The sequence below is a fragment of the Sandaracinaceae bacterium genome (genome assembly GCA_016706685.1).
GTDB lineage: Bacteria > Myxococcota_A > Polyangia > Polyangiales > Houyiibacteriaceae > JADJJE01.
In genome coordinates, this window is record JADJJE010000004.1 from 220,808 (window position 1) to 244,667 (window position 23,860).

The window sequence follows — 23,860 nt, forward strand, 5'->3', positions numbered from 1 at the left end:
GTGAGCGCGAGTGCACCGGCTCGACGCTTGCCCGTGGCGCCCTCGCCAGCCCGCACCGCGCTGCCCTCGGCGCGCGAGCAGCTGGCCGCCATCGGCCGCGCGGCGCCTGCGGCAGACTTCGAGGCGGCCCTGCGCAGTAGCGGGCTGTCGCCGCTGCGCCCGCTCGCGCTCGAGGTGCTGCAGGTGAACGTGGGCAAGCTCTGCAACCAGACGTGCCGGCACTGTCACGTGGACGCCGGGCCCGACCGGACGGAAGAGATGATGGACGAGGCCACGGCGCGTGCGTGTGTCGACGCGCTGCTCCGCACCCAGGCGAAGACGCTCGACATCACGGGCGGCGCACCCGAGCTCAACCCGCACTTCCGGATGCTGGTGGTGGAGGCCCGCAAGCTCGGCTGCCACGTCATCGACCGCTGCAACCTCACCATCCTCGAGAGCGGCTCGCAGTGCGGCCTGGCCGAGTTCCTGGCCGAGCAGCAGGTGGAGGTGGTGTGCAGCCTGCCTCACTACCGCCGTCTGAACACGGACCGGCAGCGCGGGGATGGCGTCTACGAGAAGAGCATCCGCGCGCTCACGCGGCTCAACGCTCTCGGCTACGGCGTGCCGGGCTCGGGGCTCGAGCTCACGCTGGTGACCAACCCGGTGGGCGCGTTCCTGCCACCGGCGCAGCCCTCCCTCGAGGCCGAGTGGAGGCGCGAGCTGCTGCGCGAGCACGGCATTCAGTTCAACCGTCTCTTCACCATCACCAACATGCCCATCGCGCGGTATCTCGAGTGGCTCGAGACCAGCGGCAACCTCGAGGCGTACCTGGGGCGCGTGGTGGCGGCCTACAACCCTGCCGCCGCAGCTGGCGTCATGTGCCGGACCATGGTCTCGGTGGGCTGGGATGGGCGCCTCTACGACTGCGACTTCAACCAGATGCTGGAGCTGGGCTGTGAGGGGGAGGGCTTGGGGCACGTCTCCCAGCTGGGCCGGGAGGCTGCGCTCGCGCGCACCATCGTCACCGATCGCCACTGCTTCGGCTGCACGGCGGGGCAGGGTAGCAGCTGCGGCGGCGCCACGGTGACGGCGAACGGTTGACCGGCTCTCTGGACGTGGCCATCCTCCGCGTCATGTCTGCGTCGAAGATCCGTGTGTTGGTGGCAAAGCCCGGGCTCGATGGGCATGACCGCGGGGCCAAGGTGGTGGCCCGCGCGCTGCGCGATGCGGGCTTCGAGGTCATCTACACCGGGCTGCACCAGACCCCGGACATGATCGCGGCGGCTGCAGTGCAGGAGGACGTGGACTGCGTGGGCCTCTCGGTCATGAGTGGGGCGCACAACACGCTGTTTCCGGCGGTGATCGACGCGCTGCGGGCGCGCGACGGCCACGACATCCTGGTGTTCGGCGGCGGCATCATCCCCGAAGACGACATCGCGCGCCTCAAGGAGCGTGGCGTGTCGGCGGTGTTCACGCCGGGGGCGCCGCTCTCGGACATCGTGGACTGGCTGCACGCCAACGTGGAGCCCCGCAGCCTGTGAGCCCAGGGGCTCGCGTGGGACGCTCGAGCCGTGCGTGGCGGACGCTGTCCGCGCTGGCCGTCGTGACCGCGCTGGGCGGTGTCCTCCTGCCGGGCTGCGCCACCCCGCGAACTGCGGGCAGCGCGTCTGCCACCCCTGCCACACCGCGCACACGGGTGCTGGGGAGCGGGCCACGGGTGCTGCTGGCGCAGGTGCTGCTGCCGCCCGGCGCGCGCTTCACCCTGCCCACCAGCGTGTGTCAGGACGTGCTCGTCTACGTTCGGCACGGCGCCACGGAGCTGGACGGCGGGCGCCCGCTGCTGCCGGGCCGCGCCGTGCGCTTCGGCCTGGACGGGGCCGCGCTCGGAAACACCAGCGGGCGGGACGCCGAGGTCTATGTGATCGTGAGCCGCAGCGTGGCGCGCCGCTTCGGGCCCGACGCCACGCTGGACATGCAGCTGGCTCCCGTGGACCCGGCTTGCGGTGAGGCCGCGCCGGCCACGGGGCTGTCGGACCTGGGCGCTCAGCCGCTGGTGCACGCGGGCGGTGAGCTGCGTGTGAACATCCTCCTGGACGAGCAGGGGCAAGGGGCCCGCCACGCGGCGCTCACGCGTCTGGACGCCAGCGCGGCGGCGGGCGTGCCCCTCCACACCCACGAGGACTCCGCCGAGGTCATCTTCATCGAAGAGGGGGAAGGGCGCATGCTCGTGGGAGACCAGCACGTGGCGGTGCGTCCCGGCACATTCGTGTACATCCCACCGCGCACGCCGCACTCGTTCACCCCGTCGGGCAACTCGCCGCTGCGGGCGATGCAGGTGTACGCGCCGGCCGGCCCCGAGCAGCGCTTCCGTGAGCTGCCGCCCCCACCGGCTCCAGTAGCGGATTCAAGTGTGATGCCTGTATCCGATGTGAATCCTGCTCCGGTCGATCCCAACGCACTCTCCGTCCCCGACTGGGGCGCCACGCGGCCTGTGGCTCCCGCGAACCCCTGAGGAACCCGATGGACTTTGCTCCCGACGAGCTGCTGAGCGCCATCCAAGGCACCGCCCAGCGCGTGGCCCAAGACCAGCGCGCGGCCACCCCGGCGGAGCGCGAGCGCGTGGGTCGCGAAGGCGCGCTGCACGCGGGGTTGTTGGAGCTGCTGGTCGGAGAAGACCCCGACGAGGTGGCTGGTCCCACCGCGTTCGTGCTGGCCCTCCACACGCTGTCGCAGACCGAAACCGGCCTCGCGCTGTGGGTCTGGGCTCAGAACGTGGCCCAGAGCGCGGCCGGCGCGGTCTCTCCGGACTTCGCCCGCGCGTGGCGCGACGGAGCCTCGGTGGCCGTGCCCCTGGACCTCGAGCTCACCACCGGAGATGGCTGGCACGTGTCCTGTGGGGCACCCCACGCGCTCGCCCATCAGGCCGGCGCCTGGTCCTTGCAAGCCGGCCAGGCGGGCACCCGCACCAGCGTGGGCGTCGACGGCGCCGACATCGGGCTGTTCGTCGCCGGCCGCGAACTGGGCCCCCTCCACACACCCGACATCGCGCTTGCCGTCACCGGCCTCGCCGCCATCGCCGCCGGCGTGGCCCAGCGTGCCACCCGCGCCACCGCCGAGTACGCCCTCGTGCGTCAGCAGTTCGGCCACCCCATCGCTGAGTTTCAGGCCATCCAGTTCATGCTGGCCGACAGCCAGACCGGCGCCGAGGCCGCCCGGCTCATGTCCCTGGCCAGCGCCAGCCAGCCCGACCTTCCGGCTGCCGCACGCGCACTCTCCTGCGCCGCCGCCGCCGCCCGCGCAGCCGCCGACGTGGCCGTCCAGGTCCACGGAGGCGCCGGCTACACCCGCGACTACCCGGCCGAGGCCCTCCTCCGCGACGCCAGCATCCTCCAGCAAGTCGCCACCCGCCGCTTCACCGCCAGCGCCCTCCCACCCTTCGCCCAAGCCCCGGCCTAGCCTCTGCCTCCAAGCGGGCGGAGCATTCACGTCGAGGTCAGTCGCATCCCCGCAGAAGCCCCGGGTTCGGCGCGCCAACCTCGCGCCCACCCGAGTCCGCTGGCCGCAAACGTCACCATGGAGGGTGAGGGGCGTCCTGGGCAGCGGGGCTTGATGGGCCCCAGAAAGCAAACGGAGCGCAGCGCAGTGCCGCTTTCAGGGAGGTATCAGAGCGAGCGCCAGCGCGAGCGCACCCGCAGACCAGGATGCCCTTCGCCCTCCCATCGATCACCCCCTGCAGGCGCCCACCCCACTCAGCTGCAGCCGGGTTTGACACGTCGGACCCAACACGGCACGATCGCGCCCCGCCCGACGGGCCCGCCCCGTCTCCATTCCATGCTCCGAGCCCTCTCCTGAATGTCCGCCGATCCGCCCCTGGCACTGGATCCGAATTTTCGCATCGAGTTGCCCAATTTCGAGGGGCCGCTCGATCTGCTGCTGTACCTGGTGCAGAAGCACGAGCTGAACGTCCTGGACCTGCCCATCGCCTTCGTGACGGAGCGCTACCTGGCCTACATCTCCGTGATGCAGAGCCTGAACCTGGACATCGCGGCGGAGTACCTGGTGATGGCGGCCACCCTGGCGCACATCAAGAGCAAGATGCTCCTGCCGAAGCCGCCGGAGGACCAGGACGACGATCCCGAAGAGGAGCTGGACCCGCGCGCGGAGCTCATTCGCAGGCTGCTCGAGTACCAGAAGTACAAGCAGGTGGCCGAGGAGTTGGGTGCACGAGGCGTGGCTGGCCGCGACGTGTTCAAGCGTGGGGCGCCTGGTGAGTCCGCTTCGGGTGAGCCGCCGCTGGCGTCCCTGAGCCTGTTCAAGCTCATCGACGCGTTCCAGAAGATTGCCAAGCGCGTGCAGGGCGAGGTGTCGCTCGAGGTGGACGCCGAACGCATCACCATTCAAGAGCGCATGAATCAGGTGGTGGACATCCTGAACACACAGGTGCGCTGCCGCTTCGAGCAGCTGTTCGAGGGCCTGACCACTCGCTACGACTTGGTGGTCACGTTTCTGGCGCTGCTCGAGATGGCCAAGATGCAGCGCCTGCGCATCTACCAGTCGGACCCCGAGGCACCCATTCACCTCGAGTACCGTGAGGCGCCTGCGGACGGAACGCTGGAGGACCCGAACGAGCAGGGCACGCCGTGGCGCCCCAGCTCCGACGATGACCACGCTGTGGGCGTGGTGCCGGCTGCCGCGTGGGAGCCCGAGGACGCCGGGGAAGACTACGACGAGTCCCTCGACGACTTCGGCCTTGGCGAAGAAGACTCGCACGACGAGGACGAAGACTCGGACGACGAAGTCGAAGCGGGTGAGCAACTTGATGCGGACGAGCTTTCGTTGCATGACCCCGACGGCGCGCCCGGTGGCGCGGACCTCTCGAAGCCCCAGGCGCTTGATGACACCGATGACGCGAGCGAGGAGGACCTGTGAGCGGTCCGAATGAACCCGACGACGACTCCGTCTTCGAGCACACCCAGCCGTCCATCGAGGCTCCGCTGGAAGACGTTCCGCTAGGCCAGGCCCCCCTCGAGGACGATCCCACCGGAGATGCCCGCGCGCCGCTCTTCGAGACCGACTCCGGTCCGAGCTTCCTCGGAGAAGACTCGGCTGATGAAGACACCGCGAGCGGCGATGACTCGCCCGCTCCCGACTCCGATGACGATGCGCCCGACGAGGACACGCTGGTGGGCTCGAGCGCTGGACTGATCGACGCCGCCAGCGAGCACCGCTCCGGTGAGTCAGAGTTCGAGCTGGAGCTAGTGGGAGACGGTGAAGAGGGCGAGGGCTTCCCACTGCCTGGAGGCGACCACCCCGGTGGTCCGGGCCTCGAGCGCGCTGGGCTGGCGCCCCCGCCTGATCCCGCGCGCCTCAAGTCCATTCTCGAGAGCCTCATCTTCGTGGCGGAGAAGCCGCTCACCGAGAAGCAACTGGCCACCGCGGCGCGCGCCTCGCTCGGGGAGATTCGCCCACTGCTCATCGAGCTGACCAACGACTACGAACAGCGCGGTATCAGCCTGGATCTCGTCGCAGGTGGGTATCAGTTCCGCTCCGCTGCGCGCAACGCCGCCTTCGTGCGGGAGCTGGTGGCGGCCAAGCCGGTGCGCCTGTCGCGTCCGCAGATCGAGACGCTGGCCATCGTGGCCTATCGCCAGCCCGTGACGCGTCCCGAGGTGGATGACATCCGCGGCGTGGACTCGGGCTACGCGCTCAACGCGCTGGGCGAGCGTCAGCTCATCAAGGTGGTGGGCCGCAAGGAAGAGGCCGGGCGCCCGCTGCTGTATGGCACCACCGCTTACTTCCTCGAGTTCTTCGGGCTCAACAACCTCTCGGACCTGCCCACGCTGAAGGAGTTCAGTGACCTGAGCGAAGAGAGCCGCGCGCTCTTCGAGCGGCGCATGGGCGAGCCACTGGATCTGGCCAGCGTGGAGGCGCAGTCCAAGGCCGCCGTGGAGGAGGCCACGGACCGCGAGTTCACCGACGAGAGCGACGATGACGGCGCCCCCGAGCAGGTCTCCGAGGAGCCCCGCGAAGACGGCGATGATGAGCCCGATGCGCGTGGCGGCGACGCCGAAGTGGGCGACGACCACCACGCGGAAGACGATGAGGCCGATGCACGGGGTGGGGACGCGGAGGTCGACTCGGGCGACGACGATTCGGACGACGACGACGACTCGGACGACTCGGACGACGACGACGATGACGATGACGACGATTCGGACGACGACGACGACGATTCGGACGACGACGACGACGACGATTCGACGACGACGACGACGACGACGACGACGACGATGATGATGATGATGATGATGACGAAGAGGAAGACGACGAGGACGACGACGAATGACGTTTCAGGATCTGATCCTCACGCTCGGGAAGTTCTGGGCGGATCACGGCTGCCTGCTCGTGCAGCCCTACAACTCGGAGGTCGGCGCGGGCACCTTCAACCCCTCCACGTTCCTGCGGGCCATCGGCCCCGAGCCCTGGAACGTCGCCTACGTCGAGCCTTCGCGGCGTCCCACGGACGGTCGCTACGGTGACAACCCGAACCGGCTGCAGCAGTTCCATCAGTATCAGGTCATCCTCAAGCCGGCGCCGCTGAACATCCAGGAGCTCTACCTGGAGTCACTGCGTGCCCTCGGCACCGACCCGCTGCAGCACGACATTCGCTTCATCGAGGACGACTGGGAGTCGCCCACGCTCGGCGCCTGGGGCCTCGGCTGGCAGGTGTGGCTGGACGGCCTCGAGATCAGCCAGTTCACCTACTTCCAGCAGTGCGGCGGCGTGGACTGCAAGCCCATCAGCGGCGAGCTCACCTACGGGCTCGAGCGCATCGCCATGTACCTGCAGGACGTGGACAACGTCTACGACCTCGAGTGGAGCCAGGGCGTGCGCTACGGTGACATCTGGAAGCGCGCCGAGTGGGAGTGGAGCAGCTACAACTTCGAGCGCGCCGACGTGGCGCTGCACCAGCAGTTCTTCGACGCGTACGAGCAGCAGTGCATCCGCCTGCTCACGCTGAGCGACAAGCGCGCGAAGGGCGGCGCCCTGGCCTACGAGCGCGAGCCCCTCGAGCGGCTGGTCCTTCCGGCCTACGACTGCGTCATCAAGTGCAGCCACTACTTCAACGTGCTGGACGCGCGCGGCGCCATCTCGGTGACCGAGCGTCAGCGCTTCATCGGGCGCGTGCGTCACATCGCGCGCGCCACCGCCGAGTCCTGGCTGGCCCAGCGCGAAGCCCTCGGCTTCCCCCTGCTCCGCGAGGCGGTCTAGCCCATGCCTAACGAACTGCTTATCGAAGTGGGGCTCGAGGAGCTCCCGGCGTCCTTCCTGAAACAGGCGCTCTCGTCCATCGAGGCCGCCGCCCACGAGCTGCTGGCCGGCGCACGACTGACGCCCACGTCCATCGAGGTGCTGGGCAGCCCGCGGCGCATCGCGCTGCGCGTGCGTGGCTTGCCGGAGCGTCAGCCCGATCGCCAAGAGGTGGTGCAGGGGCCGCCGTGGGCCGCCGCGTTCGACGACGCCGGCGTCCCCAAGAACGGCGCCGTCGGCTTCGCCAAGAAGCAGGGCGTCCCCGTGGAGTCGCTCATCGCGGTGGAGACCGAGCGTGGCAAGTACGTGGCCGCGAACGTCTTCGAGCCCGGACAGGAGGCCAAGGCAGTCCTCCCCGAGCTGCTCCACACGCTGTGCGGGCGCATCTCGTTCCCGAAGTCCATGCGCTGGGGGGAGGGCACCTTCGCCTTCGGTCGCCCCGTGCACTGGCTGGTGGGGCTCTTCGGCGCCGACGTGGTGCCCTTCCAATTCGCGGGCCTCACCGCAGGGCGCAGCACACGGGGTCACCGCTTCCTCGCGCCCGACGCATTCGACCTCGCCGACGCCAGCGAGTACGAGGCGCGCCTCGCCGCTGCCCACGTGATCGTGGACATGAAGCAGAAGAAGCAGCGCATGCACGAGGCCCTGGTGGCCGCGGCCACGGCGGCCGGGGGCGAGTTGCTTCCCGACGACTTCCTCCTCGAAGAGTGCACTTCGCTCGTGGAAGAGCCCTTCGTGGTGCCCGGAACCATCGCCCAGCAGTTCCTCGAGCTGCCCGACGCCGTCATCGTCTCGGTCATGCGGGATCACCAGCGCTACTTCGCCGTGCGGAAGCTGGATGGCTCGCTGCTGCCCACGTACCTCAACGTGGTGAACACCGCGTTGGCCCCGGCCACCATCGCCAAGGGCAACGACCGCGTGCTGCGCGCGCGCCTGGCCGACGCGCAGTTCTTCGTGCGCGAGGACCGCAAGGTGCCGCTCGCCAGCCGCATCGCGCGCCTCGATCAGGTCACCTTCCAGACCAAGCTCGGGTCGGTGGGCGCCAAGATCCGGCGCGTGGAACAGCTGGCCCGCGCGCTCGCGCCCGCAGCGGGGGTGCCCGTGGACGAGGCCTCGCAGGTGGCCATGCTGTGCAAGATGGATCTCGATGCGCTCATCGTGTTCGAGTTCCCCGAGCTGCAGGGACTGATGGGCCGCTTCTACGCGCTCGCCGAGGGGCTCCCCGCGCCCATCGCGGACGCCATCGCGGACCACTACAAGCCCACGGGCGCCTCGGACGCACCCGCGCCCACGGCGCTCGCCAGCGTGGTGGCGGTGGCCGACCGCGCCGACACCCTGGTGGGCTGCTTCGGCATCGGGCTGGTGCCCACGGGCTCGGCCGACCCGTTCGCGCTGCGCCGCGCCACGCTTTCGCTGGTGCGCACCGCCGTGGACGGCGCCATCGACGTGAACATCACCGCGCTGCTGGCAGCCGCCTACGACGGCTTCCCCGAGGGCGTCCTGGCCCCGCGCGCCGAGGTGCTGGCCCAGCTGGACGAGTTCGTGCGGGCGCGCCTGCGCGCGTTCTACCGCGAGCGCTTCCCGGGCGACGTGGTGGACGCCTGCGTGGCCGCCTGGCCGGGCGGGTCCGTGCGTGACGTGCAGGCTCGCATCGTGGCCGTGGACGCGTTCCGCACCCGCCCCGAATACGAAGCGCTGGCGGTGGCCTTCAAGCGCGCCCACAACATCACCAAGGACGTGGCCCGCAGCGAGGTCTCGCCCGCGCTGCTCGAGCCGGGCGCCGAGCAAGCGCTGGCCGAAGCCTGGCGTGGGGCGCGCGCGCTCATCGCGACCGCCACCGCCGAGGGGCGCTATCAGGACGCTCTGGCCGTGGTGGCCACCGACCTCCGCGGGCCCATCGACAGCTTCTTCGAGACCGTGTTCGTCATGGTGGAGGACGAGGCGCTGCGCCAGAACCGCCTCGGGCTGCTGGCCGAGATTGCGGACACCGTGAGCCGCGTGGCTCACTTCCATGCCCTTTCCACCTGAGCTTGCGTATGCTGCGGGCGGACGCTGCTCCGCCTGCTCATGTCTGCTCTGACCTACAGCTTCGATCACCCGGCCGGTGAGCCGCTCGACGCGCTCTGCCTGCGCTTCGGCGCCAAGGCCGTGGGGCTCATCGAGATGACCCGGTTGGGGCTGCCCGTTCCGGCGGGTTTTGCCATCAGCGTGGACGCGGGTCGTCCCCTGATGGACCCGGACGCCGCTTTCCCCGATGTGCTGCGCGACGCTGTGCACGACGGGCTCTCGCGCATCGAGGCCGCCACCGGGCTGCGCTTCGGCGACCCCACTCAGCCACTGCTGGTGTCCGTGCGCTCCGGTGCTTCGGCGTCCATGCCGGGCATGCTGGACAGCGTGCTCAACGTGGGGCTCGACCGCGGGACGCTCCCGGGCCTCGCGCAGCGGGGCGGGCGGCGCTTCGCCTTGGACGCGTACCGCCGCCTCCTGCAGATGTTCGGGGACGTGGTGTTGGGCGTCCCGCGCGACGTGTTCGAGAAGCTACTGGCGGGCGCGAAGACCCGCCTCGGTCGCCCGGCCATGCTGGACTCCGAGCTGGACGAAGCCGCTCTCGACGCGCTCACCGCCGCGTTCGAGGCCCAGCTCACCAACGCGCAGCCCGCGCTCTTTCCGTGCAGTCCGCAGCGCCAGCTCGAGCTGGCCATCACCTCCGTCTATCGCTCGTGGAACAACCCGCGCGCGCGGCGTTACCGGGCGCTGCAGAACATCCCCGACGAGCTCGGCACCGCCTGCGTGGTGCAGGCCATGGTGTTCGGCAATCACGGCGCGCGCAGCGGCGCCGGCGTGGCGTTCACGCGCAACCCCAGCACGGGTGAGCGGCAGCTCTACGGTGAGTTCCTAGCCGAGGCGCAGGGCGAAGACGTGGTGGCCGGCGCGCGCACCCCGTCGTCCCTGGGGGTGCGGTCCGCCGTTCCCGGCCGCGAGGAGCGCTCGCTCGAGCGCACGGATCCCGAGGCCTTCGCCCGCGTGGAGCAGCTCGCGGCACAGCTCGAAGCCCACTTCCGCGACGTCCAGGACATCGAGTTCACCGTGGAGGACGGGCGCGTCTACCTGCTCCAGACGCGCAGCGCCAAGCGCACCGCAGAGGCCAGCGTGCGCATCGCCGTGGGGCTCGCCGACGAGGGCAAGGTCACGCGCGACGAGGCGCTCGCGATGGTGGACGCCAACGCCATCGCCACGTTGCTGCGCACGCGGCTGCCTTCCGCCGAAGACCTCTTGGCGCGCGACATCCGGCCCATCGCCACTGGCCTCGCCGCCAGCCCCGGTGTGGCTGTGGGGCGCATCGTGTTCGACCCCGAGGCGGCCGAGCGCATGGCGGCCGAGGGGCAAGACGTGCTCTTGGTGCGGCGCGACACCACGCCGGAAGACATCGTCGCCATGAAGGGAGCGCGCGGCATCCTCACGGCAGCCGGTGGGCTCACGTCGCACGCAGCGGTGCTCTCGCGTGCGCTCGGGAAGTGTTGCGTGGCCGGCGCGAGCACGCTGCAGGTGGACTACGCCGCCGGCACGCTGACCGCTCGCCCGCGCCGCGGCTCGAACGACGCACCGCGCACCTTCAGCGTGGGCGACACGCTCACGGTGGACGGCAGCACGGGGCGCGTCTACGCGGGCGCACTCGATGTGGTGGCGGCCAGCACGCTCCCCGAGCTGGACACGCTGCTGGCCTGGGCCGACGAGCGCCGCACCATGCGCGTGCGCGCGAACGCCGACACCCCGCGTGACGTGCGCGCGGCCGCCGCCTTCGGAGCCGAGGGCATCGGCCTGTGCCGTACGGAGCACATGTTCTTCGCCGACGAGCGCCTCGAGGCGCTGCGCTGCGTGGTGCTGGCCAGCGACGAGCGTGAGCGCGAGCGCTGGGTGAACCGCATCGAGAGCATGCAGCGCGGCGACTTCGAAGAGATCTTCGAGGCGATGGCGGGGCACCCCGTCACCATCCGCCTGCTGGACTGGCCGTTGCACGAGTTCATGCCGCGGGACGATGCCTCGCTCGCAGCCGTGGCCACGGCGCTGGGGGTGCCGCTGCGCGAGGCACGCCGCCGCGCGGGCAGCCGCAACGAGGTCAACCCGATGATCGGCCACCGCGGCGTGCGGGTGGGGCTCACCATCCCGGCCATCTACCGTGCGCAGATCCGCGCGGTCGTCAGCGCGGCGGTGACGGTCTCGTTGCGTGGGCTGCCAGTCGCCCCCGAGCTGCTCATCCCGCTCACCGCCGTGGGTGAAGAGGTGCGGCGCGTCGCCGAGGCCGTGCGTGCCATCGCGGAGGAGGTGTTCTCCGAGCTGGGCGCGCGGGTGGCTTTCAAGGTCGGCACCATGATCGAGCTGCCACGCGCCTGCCTGGTCGCTGGCGAGATGGCACGCCACGTGGACTTCTTTTCGTTCGGCACCAACGACCTCACGCAGACGGCCTTCGGGATCTCCCGCGATGACTCCACGCACTTCATCCCGGCCTATGTGGATGAGCTCGCCGTGCTGCCCCAGAACCCTTTCCGGACGCTGGACATCGTGGGCGTGGGCGAGCTCATCACCATGGCCATCGATCGCGGTCGCGCGGCGCACCCGGCACTCGAGCTGGGGGTCTGTGGCGCACAGGGCGGGGAGAGCCGGTCCATCCAGTTCTTCGCGGACCACGGAGTGGACTACGTGTCCTGCGCCTTGTCCCGCCTGGTGGTGGCTCGTCTGGCAGCCGCCCAAGCCGCCGGGCGCCTCGACCCAAGGACGCCGCCGCAGCCGGGGTAGGAACGCTGTGGCGCAGCGTACCAAGGGCGCCATCGGGCTATGCGGACTTGACGGTTTGTATAACCCCTGAGAGGCTGTGGGAGCCTGGCATGGGTTCCAACCGCAGGCTATCTTTGCTAGCACCGTTGTTTTATTGAAGTCGCTTTGTGTGTGCACGCGGCTCCAAAGCCGCCCGTTCGACCGCACTGCCCGAGGAAATCAGCATGACCCAAGAAGCGAGCACCCAAGCGGATCTGCGCGTGATCGAAGGCGAAACCAAGGGAAACACCGACCCCCTCATCGGCACCACCATCGACGGACGCTACTTCGTGGAGCGCGTGCTCGGCGAAGGCGGCATGGGTCTGGTGTACCTCGGGAAGCACATCGTCCTGAACAAGCCCCTCGCGATCAAGGTCTTGCGACCGGACGTCTCGAAGGACCAGGAGATCATCACGCGCTTCCGCCAAGAGGCGCAGAGCGCGTCTTCCATCGGTAACCAGCACATCATCGACATCTCGGACTTCGGCACCCTGCCCGACGGCTCCACGTACTTCATCATGGAGTTCCTGGACGGCACGGACCTCTCCGGCGCCATCGAGAAGGCAGGCCAAATGCCTGCCAATCGCGTGGTGCACATCGCCAAGCAGCTGGCGCAGGCGCTCGGCGCCGCGCACGAGAACGGCATCGTCCACCGCGACCTGAAGCCGGACAACGTCTACCTGATCAAGCGCGGCGGCGACACGGACTTCGTGAAGGTGCTCGACTTCGGTATCGCCAAGGTGGGCGGCAGCAACAGCAAGCTCACGCGCGCCGGTCAGGTGTTCGGCACGCCGCATTACATGTCGCCCGAGCAGTGCTCCGGCAGCAACGTGGACCACCGTACGGACATCTACGCCATCGGCGTCATGCTCTACGAGATGGTCACGGGTGATGTCCCGTTCGACGCCGACAACTTGATGGGCATCCTGACGAAGCACCTCTACGAGGATCCCGTCCCGCCGACGCAGCGCAACCCCAACCTGCCGCGTGAGATCGAGGCCGTCATCCTCAAGGCGATGTCGAAGCAGACCGAGACCCGCTACCAGAACATGGCGGAGTTCTTCGACGACCTCGTGCGCGTGAGCGAGGGCCTCCCCGCGCTGGCCATGGCCGACGGCACGGGTGCGTACTCCACGCGGCGCGCTGCGCCCACCGTCGGTGGCATCACCGCGGCGCCCACGTCGGCTCCCAGCAACAAGGGCATCATCGTGGCCGTGGTGGGCGCCGTCCTGCTGCTCGCCGCCGGTGGCGCGGCGTTCGTGGCCATGAACGGCCAGCCCGAGGAGCCGGCGGTCGCCGTGGTGACGATCCCCGAGCCGGTCGCCACGCCGCCGATCCCCGTCCCGCCCACGCAGGCCGAGGCTGCCAACACACCTCCTCCGGTCGCGGAGTTCCTCATCTCCATCTCCTCCGAGCCCGTTGGCGCGCAAGTCTGGCGTGGCAACGAGCTCATCGGCACCACGCCCTTCCAGCTGCCGCGCCCCGCCACCGAACGCCTGGACCTCCAGCTGCGCCTCGATGGCTACGAGAGCAAGGATTTCGCGGTCTCGCCCCTCACCCGGGCCGAGAGCATCAGCTTCTCCCTGGACCCCGAGCGCCGCAGCAGCAGCGGTGGACGCCGCCCCGGAACCACCACGGGCACCACGGGGACCACGACCCAGGCCGCCGAGCCCCCGCCCGCCATGACCACCGCCATGCGCCCCACCGGCTCCGAGGTGCTGGACCCCTGGGCCAACTGAGGTCCTCGACCCCGTTCCGCACGAAAGAAGGCCTGCGAAAGCAGGCCTTTCCTTTTTTGGCGCAGCGCCGCGGCGCCGGTTGCTCCCCCCATGGGTTCCGACTACCTTGCGCGCCGATGTCAACCGACCTTGCCCCGTCCCCCGACCGCGCGCCGCGCGTCGCTTCGAGAGAGGGTCGCGGGCTCAGCCACGTCCTCGGCCGGGCGCGCGCGCTGCGCCTCGCGCTCCTGAGTGGGCTGCTCGGAGGCTGCCTCAGCAACCCGGGCGCGCCGCCCCCGGAGGGGCTGCTGCTCTCGCCCATCGCGGTGGCCATGCGGCAGCCGGACACGGGCGCGCCCACGCACCTCATGGTGCTCAACTCCAACTTCAACCTGCGCTACAACGCAGGCTCCCTCCAGAGCTACGATCTCACCGTCCTCAACCAGGCCATCGACGAGGTCTGTGTTGCACCCCGGGCAGGCCTGACCGACGAGCAGTGCCGCGACACCGAGGGCTGCGCGGTCGCCGCGAACTGCGTCATCGTGCCCGACGTGCTGGACCAGGTGGACGATGCTGGCGGACAGCTGCTCATCACGCGGCTTCCGGGGCTCATCAGCGGTGAGGTGCGCGTCGGCAGTTACGGCTCGACCATCGCGCTGAACGCCACGGGCGACCGCGCTTACCTGGGCATTCGCTCGGACGCCGACATCACCTCCGTGGACGTGGACCTGGCCTCGGGCGGCCTCGCCTGCGGCGACAGCGCGGACGTGGTGCACCGCTGCACTGGTGCCTTCCGGCACGTGGATCAGTCGTTCGCCGCGGCGCGTGACATCGAGCTGCCCACCGACCCGCTCGGCATCAGCGTGCGGCCCCTGGACGAGCTGGTCGCTGGCGAGACCGGCAGCGCCCTGTTGGTGGTGCATCGCGCTGGCGCGGTCAGTTACCTGATCGACCGAGGCGATGGCCTCGTGCTCGTGGACACGCTCACGGGGCTCAGCGACGAGCTGCTCGCGGCTTCCTTCGGGCCAGACGAGCGTGTGTGGGTGCCGAGCGCCGTCTCGCCGCTCATCACGCGGGTCGGGGTCACGTTGGACGGCATGGCGGACCAAGTGGCCGAGGACGGTCTGGTCTACAACGCGGGCATCGCCCGTGTGGTGGGCGTCACCGGTGACGGAACGCTCGACGCGCGGGGCGTGGCCTTCGACAGCGCCGGTAACGCGCTGGTCCTGACGCGGCAGCCGGGCACGCTGGTGGTCGCGAACGGTGGCATCCAGCCCGACGGAACGCTGTCCATCGCGGACAGCATCGAGGTGGGAGTGGGACCCTCTCGCCTGCGGGTGGCCACGCTGCACGGGCGGGAGTTCGCGTTCGTGAGCTGCTTCGACAGCCGCGACGTCTATGTCGTGGACCTGCTCACGCGCGAGGTCGCGGCCGTGATGCGCGGCATGTCCGGCCCCTTCGAGTTCGAGATCGACGCGGTGCGCGAGCGCGTCTACGTGGCGGACTTCCGCACGTCGGTCATCCGCGTGGTGGACCTGGCCCCCATGCTGGCCTGCCTCGATGAACCCGGGATGATCGACCGCGAGTGTGCGCCCGAGCTGCTGGGCCTCGTGGGCCGCCCGACCACCCTCGATGGAGGCCTCTGATGTCTGCTGCCCGTGAGGCTTCCTTGGCGCGCTACACGCCGCTGCTGGTGCTGCTGGCGGTGCCCGCCCTGCACCTGCTGACGGCTTGCGGCAACACTGGCACCGTCATCCAGCCGCGCACCTTCGACCGCCCCGAGCGTGTGGCGTTCGCTTGCTACGATCGTACCAACACCAGCTTCGTCCCGCTCGCCAGCTGCGATGCCGTCGAGCTCGACCGCGACAGTGAAGCCTTCGCGCTGATCGCGCTCGTCACACAGACCGCGCAGGGAGAGATCGCTGCGGTAGACTTGGACGAGCGGCTCGTGCTGGACGCCGATGTTCGCGTCCCGGGCTTCACCTTCGTGCTGGTGGGCGAGAACCCCACCGCCGTGGTCGTCCCCGCGCTCACCGCCCGGCACGCCTATGTGGCGAACCAGACCAGCCGCACCATCTCGTGGCTGCCGCTCGCGCAGTTCCACCCCGACGCCACGGCCACGTCCGATGTGGGCGGCGAGCTAGCGCTCCCGGGCTCCCCGGCGGACATGGTGCTCTCGCCCAGCGAAGACTTCTTGTACGTGGCGCTGCCCGACAACGGCACCATCGGCGAGATCGCGGTGGACGCCACCAACCCCACCGCGCCGCTGACGTTCGTGCGTGAGATCCCGCTCGACGCCACCGTCCCGGCCGCGGTGGCCGAGGTGGCGGGTGACGCGCCGTACCAGCGCTACTGCCCCGAGGGCTTCGAGGCCAACATGCCGCGCCCTGCCGTCGGCGCGCCGCGCGTCCCCACGCAGCTGGGTGCCACGCCCCGGCCCGTGCAGCTGGTGGTAGACCCCTTCGCCACGCCGCCCGTGTTGCTGGTCGCGGACGCCAACCTTCCGCGTATCCATCGTTTGGTGCTGGACCCTGCGGGTGCGGACGCCGCGCTGCTCGCCGCGCTCGCGCCAGCCGTGCCCACGCGCGAGGTCGCGCTGACGCCGCCGGTGCCGGCCTCGGTCGGGGAGCGCAGCGCCACCCAGCGCTATGTCTACGCCATCGACGCGCTCGACAACTCGGTGCTGGCCATGGACTACACGGAGGGCTCGCTGAACTTCGGGGCCGTGCTCGCGGTCAACACGGGCCACGAGGCCAACGACCGCATCGCCACGCGCGCGGGCGTGGGGCGCCTGCGCGTCATCACCCCCGGCTACAGCGTGGCCAGCGGAATGGCGCCCGAAGAGTGCGACCCAACCGTGACCACGGAGGCCGAGGAGGCGCTGCCCGCGGCCCTGCGCGGCGTGTTCCTGATGGCCGGGCAGGTGGACGGCAACCTCACCATCGTCGACGTCTACGACCTGGACGCGACCTGCCGCGGCGGCGCAGGTTGCAACGACCCAGAGCAGACCAACGACGTCAACGTGCGCATCGAGCGGCATCGTCCACGCATCGGCGGGCTCGTCGAGGACGATCCGACTCTGCTCGGTTTCCCCACGCTGACGTTCGACGGGAGCCCCGGCCAGATTCAGGACGACGGCATCGCGTCCACGCTCTCCGGGCCGCGGCTCGAGCCCTTTGCCACGTGCCCCAGCGGCATGGTGCGTGCGTTCCCGGAGAGCGGCACGTCCATCGTCTGCGTCTCGGCCGACCCGTGGTCCAGCCCGTCTCAGACGTGGGTGGGCGACTGGGAAGGCCAGCTCCCGTTCGCCGTGGGCGCAGGGCGCTTCGACGCCACGGACGGCACGCTCTTCCGCACCTCCGACGGCAACTTCTGCGGCTGGGGTGTGCTGGGTGAGGCCGACGTCGCCGCCTCGGCGCTCTCCGCCGATGACCCGCTGTCGGGCTACGTGGGCGACCGCATCGTGTTCACGGGTGCACTGAGCCCGTCGGTCCAAACCGCGCTGGCAGCCGGCACCGACTCTGCTTTCGAGCGCTGCCGTCCGTTCCTGGACGTGGAAGACCGTGACCCGGTGTTCCTCGAGATCGTGGAAGCCCGCGAGGGTGAAGCGGTGCTCCGTGCACCGATCCTACGTGACGTCACAGGCAGCCCCGTCGCGGGCGACTCGCCCGTGGCCTACACCCTCGAAGACGTGCAAACGTGCTTCGCAGGGGTGACACCGTTCGCGGTGCACTCGCGCACGTCGTACGTGGTCCGCAGTTCGTTCGCTTCGTATCTGCACCGCGTGGTCTCCGTGGGCGGAAGCTGCCGTGTGGACGCCACGCTCCCGGTCGACCCGGCCAATCCGCAGACTCGTGTGGAAGGCCGCGCTTTCGCCAACCGGGCCTACATCAACCCCTACGTGGCGTTCCACATCGGCGCCCGTCGTTCGGACGGAACGGCCATCACCACCATGGAGGGCCTGACCTCCACGCTCACGATCACCACGCGTCTGCTGCCGCCCATTGCGCTGTTGGACCTGGGCCGCATCGTGTCGGACCTCACGCTGACACCCAACGGGCAGGACATGCTCGTCATCGACGCGTCGTCGGCTTCGCTGGCGCAGTACGCTCTAGACCCACTCATCCGCATCACCACGGTGCAGTAGGGCGGGGGTCCGGTGGCCGCGAGCAAGGGTCACTCCCCCGTCATCCTGCAGTTCCTGCGGGCCAAAGAGCAGTACCCCGACGCGCTGCTGTTCTTCCGCATGGGGGACTTCTACGAGCTCTTCTTCGACGACGCCGTGCGCGCCGCCGAGCTGCTGGGCATCGTGCAGACGTTCCGCGGCAAGGACCCCGACGGCAACCCCATCCCCATGGCGGGCGTGCCGCACCACGCCGCCACGGGCTACCTCACGCGCCTCCTGCGTCTCGGACAGAAGGTGGCCATCTGCGAGCAGATGGCGGACCCGTCCACCGTGAAGGGCGTGGTGCCCCGTGAGGTGGTGCGCGTGATCACGCCCGGGCTGTGCCTCGAGCCGGACGCGCTGGACGACCGCGCGGACCACTATCTGGTTGGCCTGCATCCCGGGCGCGAGCGTGTGGGCTTGTGCGCGTTCGATCTCTCCACCGGTTCGCTGAGGGCCTGCGAGCTACCCGACGTGCGCGCAGCGCTGGCGGAGCTAGCTCGCTTGGACCCGCGCGAGATCCTGCTGCCTCTCCTCGAGGGGGCGCTGCCGGACGCGCTGCGCGAACAGCTCCCGGCCACCCCGCTGCAGCTCGCGGCGCCGCTGACGGCCTCGCTGCTGGACGAGGTGCTGGGTGCGACGCAGGCCGCGGACACGCGCGCCGCGTTCGGGCGCGAGGCGCTCGCAGCCATCGAGAGCGTCATGGCCTATGCCGCTGCCAGCCAGCCCGGCACGGCCCTCTCGGTGCAGCGCGTGGGCCTCTACGACCCGAGCGAGCAGCTGATCCTGGACGAGGCCGCCGTGCGCAACCTGGAGCTCGTGCGCACGCTGGGTGGCGAGCGGCAGGGCTCGCTGCTGCATCACCTCGACGCCACGAAGACCGCCATGGGTGCGCGGCTGCTGCGCCGCCGCTTGCTGGCGCCGCTCACCGACGTGGCGCGCATCCGCCGGCGGCAAGACAAGGTGGAGGCGCTGGTGGGCGACCCGCTGCTGCGCGGAACGTTGCGCGCGATGCTGGCCCAAGCGGGTGACCTCGAGCGTCTGGCCACGCGCGCCGCGATGGGCAGCGCCACGCCGCGTGACCTCGGGCAGGTGCGGGCCACGCTGCGTGCGGCCCACGACATCGCTGAGCTGCTGGGCGGTGCCGGTGGTGGGCTCATGGATGATCCGCTGCGCGATGCCATGCCGCGCGCGCTGCAGCCGGTGCTGCACGGCCTGCTGGCGGCCGACCTGGTGGACGACCCGCCCACCAGCGAGCGCGGCGGCGGCGTCATCCGCGAGGGCGTGGACGCGGAGCTGGACGAGCTGCGCGGCCTGTCCGAGTCGGGCAAGGACGTGGTCCTCGAGCTCGAGCGCAAGGAGCGCGAGGCGAGCGGTATCGGCTCGCTGAAGATCCGCTTCAACAAGGTGTTCGGCTACTTCTTCGAGATCACGCGCTCGAACTTGGCCAACGTGCCGCCGCACTTCATCCGCAAGCAGACCATCGCCAACGGTGAGCGCTTCGTGACCGAAGAGCTGGTGGTGTTGGAGGAGCGCATCCTCACGGCCGATGACCGTGCCAAGGCGCTCGAGGCCACGCACTTTGCGCGGCTGTGCGAGGCGGTGCGTGCGGCCGCCGATGGACTCCGCGCGCTAGCCCTCGAGCTGGCCGTGCTGGACGTCCACGCGGCCCTGGCCGAGGTGGCGCACCGCTACGACTACGTGCGCCCCACCGTGGACAACTCGAGCGGGCTCAGCTTGCTGGAGTCGCGCCACCCCATCGTGGAGCGCCTCGCAGCGGCGGGCGAGTTCGTGCCCAACGACGTCCAGCTCGACACGGATGGGCAGCGCCTGATGATCCTCACGGGGCCCAACATGGCGGGCAAGTCCACGGCCATGCGGCAAGTGGCGCTGGCCGTGATCCTGGCCCAAGCGGGCGGCTTCGTGCCTGCGAAGAGCGCGCACATCGGCGTGGTGGACCGCGTCTTCACGCGCGTGGGGGCCAGCGACAACCTCTCGCGCGGGCAGTCCACCTTCATGGTGGAGATGAACGAGACGGCCGCCATCCTGCGCGGCGCCACAGCGCGTTCGCTGGTCATCCTCGACGAGATCGGGCGCGGCACCAGCACCTATGACGGCCTCAGCATCGCCTGGGCGGTGGCCGAGCACCTGCACGACGCCATCGGTTGTCGCGCCATCTTCGCCACGCACTATCACGAGCTGTGCGAGCTGGCGGAGACCCGCCCGGGGGCCGTGAACTTCAACGTGGCGGCGCGTGAGCACGGGGAGACGGTGGTGTTCCTGCACAAGCTGGTGCCGGGCAGCGCCAACCGCAGCTACGGCATCGCGGTGGCTCGGCTGGCAGGCGTTCCGCCGATCGTGCTGGCGCGCGCCAAGGCGCTGCTGCAGGACCTCGAGCGCGGGGCGGCGCTGCCGTCTGGCGCCCACGCGCGCATGCGCCCGGTAGACGAGGCGGGCAAGGCTCAGCTGTCGCTGTTCGTGCCCGCCAGCGAGGCCGTGCGTGGCCCGTCCGAGGTGGAGCGCACGCTGGCCGAGCTGGACGTGGACCGCATGACGCCCGTGGACGCGTTGGTGGCCCTCTCGCGCCTGCGCGGCCTCCTCGCGCGGCAAGAGTAGCGCCGCCGGAAACGTGGTTGCTGGCAGGGCGCGAGACAGCATACTGCGGTGGCCAGCGCGGACCCGTCGGCCCCGCCGGTACAGAGAGAGCCGATGTCCAGCCTCGTTCCACCGCACATTCAGCGCCTCGCGCCCTACGTCCCAGGGACGCCCATCGACCAGATTCGGCGCGAGTACGGCATCGAGCATCCCGTGAAGCTGGCCAGCAACGAGAGCGCCATCGGGGCCTCGCCGCGCGTGGCCCAGGTGGTCACGCGGCTCATGGCGGAGGTGCACCGCTACCCCGACCCACGCGCCCACGACCTGCGCACCGCCGTGGCGGCGCACTGGGGCATCACCCCCAGCGAGCTGGCCTTCGGCAACGGCAGCAACGAGCTCATCGACCTGATCAGCCGCGTGTTCGCGGGCGGTGACGACCACGTGGTGTTCGGGGACCCGTCGTTCCTCTGCTACCGCATCGCGTGCGTGGCGGGCGCGGTGCCCTTCACGGACGTGCCGCTGCTGAATGGTCTGGCTTGGGACGTGCCTGCCATGCTCGCGGCGGTCACCCCGCGCACGCGCATCTTGTTCCTGTCCAACCCCAACAACCCGACGGGAGCCTACGTGGGTGGGGAGGCGCTGCGTCATCTGCTCACGTCCCTCCCGCACGAGGTCATGCCCGTGCTGGACGAGGCCTACGCCGAGTTCGTGACGGCGCCCGACTTCGTCAGCGGCATGGCGCTTCGAGACCTGCACCCGCGCACCATCGTGCTGCGCACCTTCTCGAAGGCCTACGGCCTCGCCGGGCTGCGCGTGGGCTACGCCGTGGCTCAGCGCGACACCATCGACTGGCTCGAGCGCCTGCGCGCGCCGTTCAACGTGAACCTGCTGGCCCAGGCGGCCGCCATCGCGGCGCTGGGTGACCACGAGCACTTGCAGAAGGCCATCGCGCTCAACGCCAGCGAGCGCACGCGCGTGGTCGCCGCGCTCACGGCCCAGGGCTACGAGGTCGCCCCCAGCGAAGCCAACTTCGTGCTGGTCAGCGTCGACGCGCCCTCTCCCGTGGCCTACGAGTGGTTCCTGCGCCGGGGCGTCATCCTGCGCGCGTTCGGGCCGCCGCTCGGACACCACCTCCGCGTGAGCCTCGGCTCGCCGGCCGAGAACGACACCATGCTGGAAGCCTTCGCCGCGTTCCGCGCGCGCGACACCGAGCCCCCAGGGACCCCATGAAGCGCTACAGAGTTCAGAAGAGCGGCCCCCTGCGCGGCTCGGTCGCCATCCCCGGCGACAAGTCCATTGGCCACCGCGCCATCATCTTCGGCGCGCTCTCGCGCGGCGAATGCCACGTCACGGGCCTCTCCGGCGGGCTCGACAACGTGGCCACGGCCGATTGCTTCCGCGCCATGGGCGTGGACATCCAGCTCGGCGACCGCTCGGCGCGCATTCGCGGCGTGGGCCTGCGCGGCCTGCAGATGCCCAAGCAGGTGCTGGACTGCGGCAACTCCGGCACCAGCATGCGCCTGCTGGCGGGGCTCTTGGCGGCCCAGCGCTTCGGCTCGCGCATGGTGGGTGACCACTCGCTCATGCGGCGCCCCATGGGGCGCGTCATCGAGCCGCTGCGCGCGCGCGGGGCCCACATCGCGGGCACGTCCGGCGCAAAGCCCAACGCGCTGTATCCGCCCATCTCCATCGCGCCCCTGGTGGAGGGCGAGTCGCTCAGCGGCATCGAGTACGACATGCCCATCGCCAGCGCGCAGGTGAAGAGCTGCATGCTGCTGGCTGGCCTCTACGCCAGCGGCCCCACCATCATCCGAGAGCCCGTGCTCAGCCGCGACCACACCGAGCGCATGATGATCGCCCTCGGGGTTCCGCTCGAGACTGTGGGCTCCATGTGCAAGCTGGACCCCAACGACCCCAGCTGGTCGGGCGGCTGGGACCCGTTCACCTGGGAGGTGCCGGGCGATCCGTCGAGCGCCACCTTCATGCTGGCCGCGGCGCAGATGGTGCCGGGCAGCCGCGTGTGCACCACCGGCGTGGGCGTGAACCCCACGCGCACGGGCTTCTTCGACGCGCTGCGCTTCATGGGCGTGGCCCCCGACATCGAGTCCCAGGGCGACGGCGCAGGTGGCGAGCCCGTGGCCAACCTCACGGCGTCGTTCGCGCAGGCGCGCGGCACCACCGTGGGCGGCGAGCTGCTGGTGCGCATGATCGACGAGGTGCCCGCGCTGGCGGTGCTGGCCGCCACCGTGAAGGGCCGCACCGAGATCCGCGACGCCGAGGAGCTGCGCGTGAAGGAGAGCGACCGCATCGCGGTCATGGCCAAGGCCCTGCGCGACTTCGGCTGCCCGTGTGAAGAGCTGCCCGACGGCATGATCATCGACGGGGGCGGTCCGCTGCACGCGGCGCGTGTGGAGAGCCAGGGCGACCACCGCATCGCCATGAGCGCGGCGCTGCTGGGCTTGTGTGCCGAGGGCGAGACCATCGTGGACGACGTGGAGTGCGTGGAGACCAGCTTCCCCGGTTTCCCCGAGCTGCTGCGCTCCCTGGGCGCACGCATCGAGGTGGAGGTGGTCTCGTGAGCGCCGGTCGCGCGCGGCCCGTGGTGGCCATCGACGGTCCGGCGGGTGTGGGCAAGAGCACCACGGCACGCAAGCTGGCGGCGGAGCTGGGCTTCGTGCTGGTGGACACCGGCGCGCTCTACCGCGGCGTGGCGCTCGCGGCGCAGGACGCGGGCATCGCGTGGACCGACGCCGAGGCGCTCGGCAAGCTGGCCAGCGAGCTGGACCTCACCTTCGTGCTGAGCGCCAGTGGCGAGCCGCGCCTGCACATCGCCGGCGTGGACCGCGCCGACGAGATTCGCACCACCGACATCGCGGCCGGTGCCAGCAAGGTGGCCACTCATCCGCCCGTGCGTGACGCGCTGCTGGGGCTGCAGCGGCGTCTCGGCGCCGAGGGTGGGGTGGTGCTCGAGGGCCGCGACATCGGCACCGTGGTGTTCCCCGACGCCGAAGTGAAGGTGTTCCTCACGGCGGCCGCCACGGAGCGCGCCAAGCGCCGCGTGCTGGACCTGGCCGAGCGTGGGCAGGTGGCCAGCGAGTCCGACATCCTGCAGCAGATCGAGGCCCGTGACGCGCAGGACAGCGGCCGCGAGGTGGCGCCGCTTCGTCCAGCCGCTGATGCCGTGCACCTCGACAGCACGCACAAGAGCATGGACGCGGTCATCGCCGAGATCGCGGCACTGGCGCGGGCTGCCGGGGCTTGAGACAAGGCCTGGATGGCG

16 protein-coding genes are annotated in these 23,860 nt (G+C 70.4%); 15 read left to right on the plus strand and 1 reads right to left on the minus strand.

The window, feature by feature from the left end; genetic code table 11:
• From arsS to IPI43_08805, 5 genes are all read left to right on the plus strand, one after another.
• Positions 1-1,080, plus strand: coding sequence for an arsenosugar biosynthesis radical SAM protein ArsS (gene arsS, locus IPI43_08785; GenBank protein MBK7774224.1), 1,080 nt, complete (start codon positions 1-3; stop codon positions 1,078-1,080).
• Positions 1,081-1,112: 32 nt separating this feature from the next.
• Positions 1,113-1,520 (plus strand): cobalamin B12-binding domain-containing protein, encoded by a 408-nt coding sequence (locus IPI43_08790; protein ID MBK7774225.1) that lies wholly within the window; start codon positions 1,113-1,115, stop codon positions 1,518-1,520.
• Between the two features lie 14 nt (positions 1,521-1,534).
• Positions 1,535-2,491, plus strand: coding sequence for a cupin domain-containing protein (locus IPI43_08795; GenBank protein ID MBK7774226.1), 957 nt, complete (start codon positions 1,535-1,537; stop codon positions 2,489-2,491).
• An 8-nt stretch (positions 2,492-2,499) separates the two neighbouring features.
• Positions 2,500-3,435, plus strand: a complete 936-nt coding sequence (locus IPI43_08800) for a hypothetical protein (GenBank protein MBK7774227.1) — start codon at positions 2,500-2,502, stop codon at positions 3,433-3,435.
• Between the two features lie 396 nt (positions 3,436-3,831).
• Positions 3,832-4,908 carry a segregation/condensation protein A gene (locus IPI43_08805; GenBank protein ID MBK7774228.1) on the plus strand — a complete coding sequence of 359 codons (1,077 nt, stop codon included), beginning with the start codon at positions 3,832-3,834 and terminating at the stop codon, positions 4,906-4,908.
• A gap of 862 nt (positions 4,909-5,770) precedes the next feature.
• Here the strand turns inward: IPI43_08805 and IPI43_08810 are convergent.
• Entirely contained in the window at positions 5,771-6,289 is a 519-nt protein-coding gene (locus IPI43_08810; GenBank protein ID MBK7774229.1) for a hypothetical protein, read from the minus strand.
• Positions 6,290-6,321: 32 nt separating this feature from the next.
• Between IPI43_08810 and IPI43_08815 the strand changes: the two genes are divergently transcribed.
• The 10 genes from IPI43_08815 to IPI43_08860 all read left to right on the plus strand — a co-directional run bounded on the left by IPI43_08815 (position 6,322) and on the right by IPI43_08860 (position 23,842).
• Entirely contained in the window at positions 6,322-7,251 is a 930-nt protein-coding gene (locus IPI43_08815) for a glycine--tRNA ligase subunit alpha (protein MBK7774230.1), read from the plus strand.
• Between the two features lie 3 nt (positions 7,252-7,254).
• Entirely contained in the window at positions 7,255-9,318 is a 2,064-nt protein-coding gene (locus tag IPI43_08820; GenBank protein ID MBK7774231.1) for a glycine--tRNA ligase subunit beta, read from the plus strand.
• 39 nt (positions 9,319-9,357) lie between these two features.
• Positions 9,358-12,084: a pyruvate, phosphate dikinase gene (locus IPI43_08825; protein MBK7774232.1), complete on the plus strand. Its 2,727-nt coding sequence runs from the start codon at positions 9,358-9,360 to the stop codon at positions 12,082-12,084.
• A gap of 203 nt (positions 12,085-12,287) precedes the next feature.
• Positions 12,288-13,841, plus strand: a complete 1,554-nt coding sequence (locus IPI43_08830; protein ID MBK7774233.1) for a protein kinase — start codon at positions 12,288-12,290, stop codon at positions 13,839-13,841.
• Between the two features lie 116 nt (positions 13,842-13,957).
• Positions 13,958-15,466, plus strand: a complete 1,509-nt coding sequence (locus IPI43_08835) for a hypothetical protein (GenBank protein ID MBK7774234.1) — start codon at positions 13,958-13,960, stop codon at positions 15,464-15,466.
• Positions 15,466-17,967: a hypothetical protein gene (locus tag IPI43_08840; protein MBK7774235.1), complete on the plus strand. Its 2,502-nt coding sequence runs from the start codon at positions 15,466-15,468 to the stop codon at positions 17,965-17,967. The genes IPI43_08835 and IPI43_08840 overlap by 1 nt, the downstream gene beginning before the upstream one ends.
• Before the next feature lie 12 nt (positions 17,968-17,979).
• Complete coding sequence (mutS, locus tag IPI43_08845; protein ID MBK7774236.1) at positions 17,980-20,601, plus strand: DNA mismatch repair protein MutS; 2,622 nt, start codon at positions 17,980-17,982, stop codon at positions 20,599-20,601.
• Positions 20,602-20,694: 93 nt separating this feature from the next.
• On the plus strand, positions 20,695-21,810 hold the full coding sequence (gene hisC, locus IPI43_08850; protein ID MBK7774237.1) for a histidinol-phosphate transaminase: 1,116 nt from the start codon (positions 20,695-20,697) through the stop codon (positions 21,808-21,810).
• Positions 21,807-23,159, plus strand: a complete 1,353-nt coding sequence (aroA, locus tag IPI43_08855; GenBank protein ID MBK7774238.1) for a 3-phosphoshikimate 1-carboxyvinyltransferase — start codon at positions 21,807-21,809, stop codon at positions 23,157-23,159. The genes hisC and aroA overlap by 4 nt, the downstream gene beginning before the upstream one ends.
• Positions 23,156-23,842, plus strand: a complete 687-nt coding sequence (locus IPI43_08860; protein MBK7774239.1) for a (d)CMP kinase — start codon at positions 23,156-23,158, stop codon at positions 23,840-23,842. Before aroA ends, IPI43_08860 begins: the two co-directional genes overlap by 4 nt.
• Positions 23,843-23,860: the final 18 nt, after the last annotated feature.

Bases quoted from the DNA above. Each gene is read 5' to 3' on its own strand.
- IPI43_08835 (MBK7774234.1), top strand. From the start codon at position 13,958: ATGTCAACCGACCTTGCCCCGTCCCCCGACCGCGCGCCGCGCGTCGCT.
- IPI43_08790 (MBK7774225.1), top strand. From the start codon at position 1,113: ATGTCTGCGTCGAAGATCCGTGTGTTGGTGGCAAAGCCCGGGCTCGAT.
- IPI43_08820 (MBK7774231.1), top strand. From the start codon at position 7,255: ATGCCTAACGAACTGCTTATCGAAGTGGGGCTCGAGGAGCTCCCGGCG.
- IPI43_08830 (MBK7774233.1), top strand. From the start codon at position 12,288: ATGACCCAAGAAGCGAGCACCCAAGCGGATCTGCGCGTGATCGAAGGC.
- IPI43_08800 (MBK7774227.1), top strand. From the start codon at position 2,500: ATGGACTTTGCTCCCGACGAGCTGCTGAGCGCCATCCAAGGCACCGCC.
- IPI43_08840 (MBK7774235.1), top strand. From the start codon at position 15,466: ATGTCTGCTGCCCGTGAGGCTTCCTTGGCGCGCTACACGCCGCTGCTG.
- IPI43_08805 (MBK7774228.1), top strand. From the start codon at position 3,832: ATGTCCGCCGATCCGCCCCTGGCACTGGATCCGAATTTTCGCATCGAG.
- aroA (MBK7774238.1), top strand. From the start codon at position 21,807: ATGAAGCGCTACAGAGTTCAGAAGAGCGGCCCCCTGCGCGGCTCGGTC.
- IPI43_08815 (MBK7774230.1), top strand. From the start codon at position 6,322: ATGACGTTTCAGGATCTGATCCTCACGCTCGGGAAGTTCTGGGCGGAT.
- IPI43_08825 (MBK7774232.1), top strand. From the start codon at position 9,358: ATGTCTGCTCTGACCTACAGCTTCGATCACCCGGCCGGTGAGCCGCTC.
- hisC (MBK7774237.1), top strand. From the start codon at position 20,695: ATGTCCAGCCTCGTTCCACCGCACATTCAGCGCCTCGCGCCCTACGTC.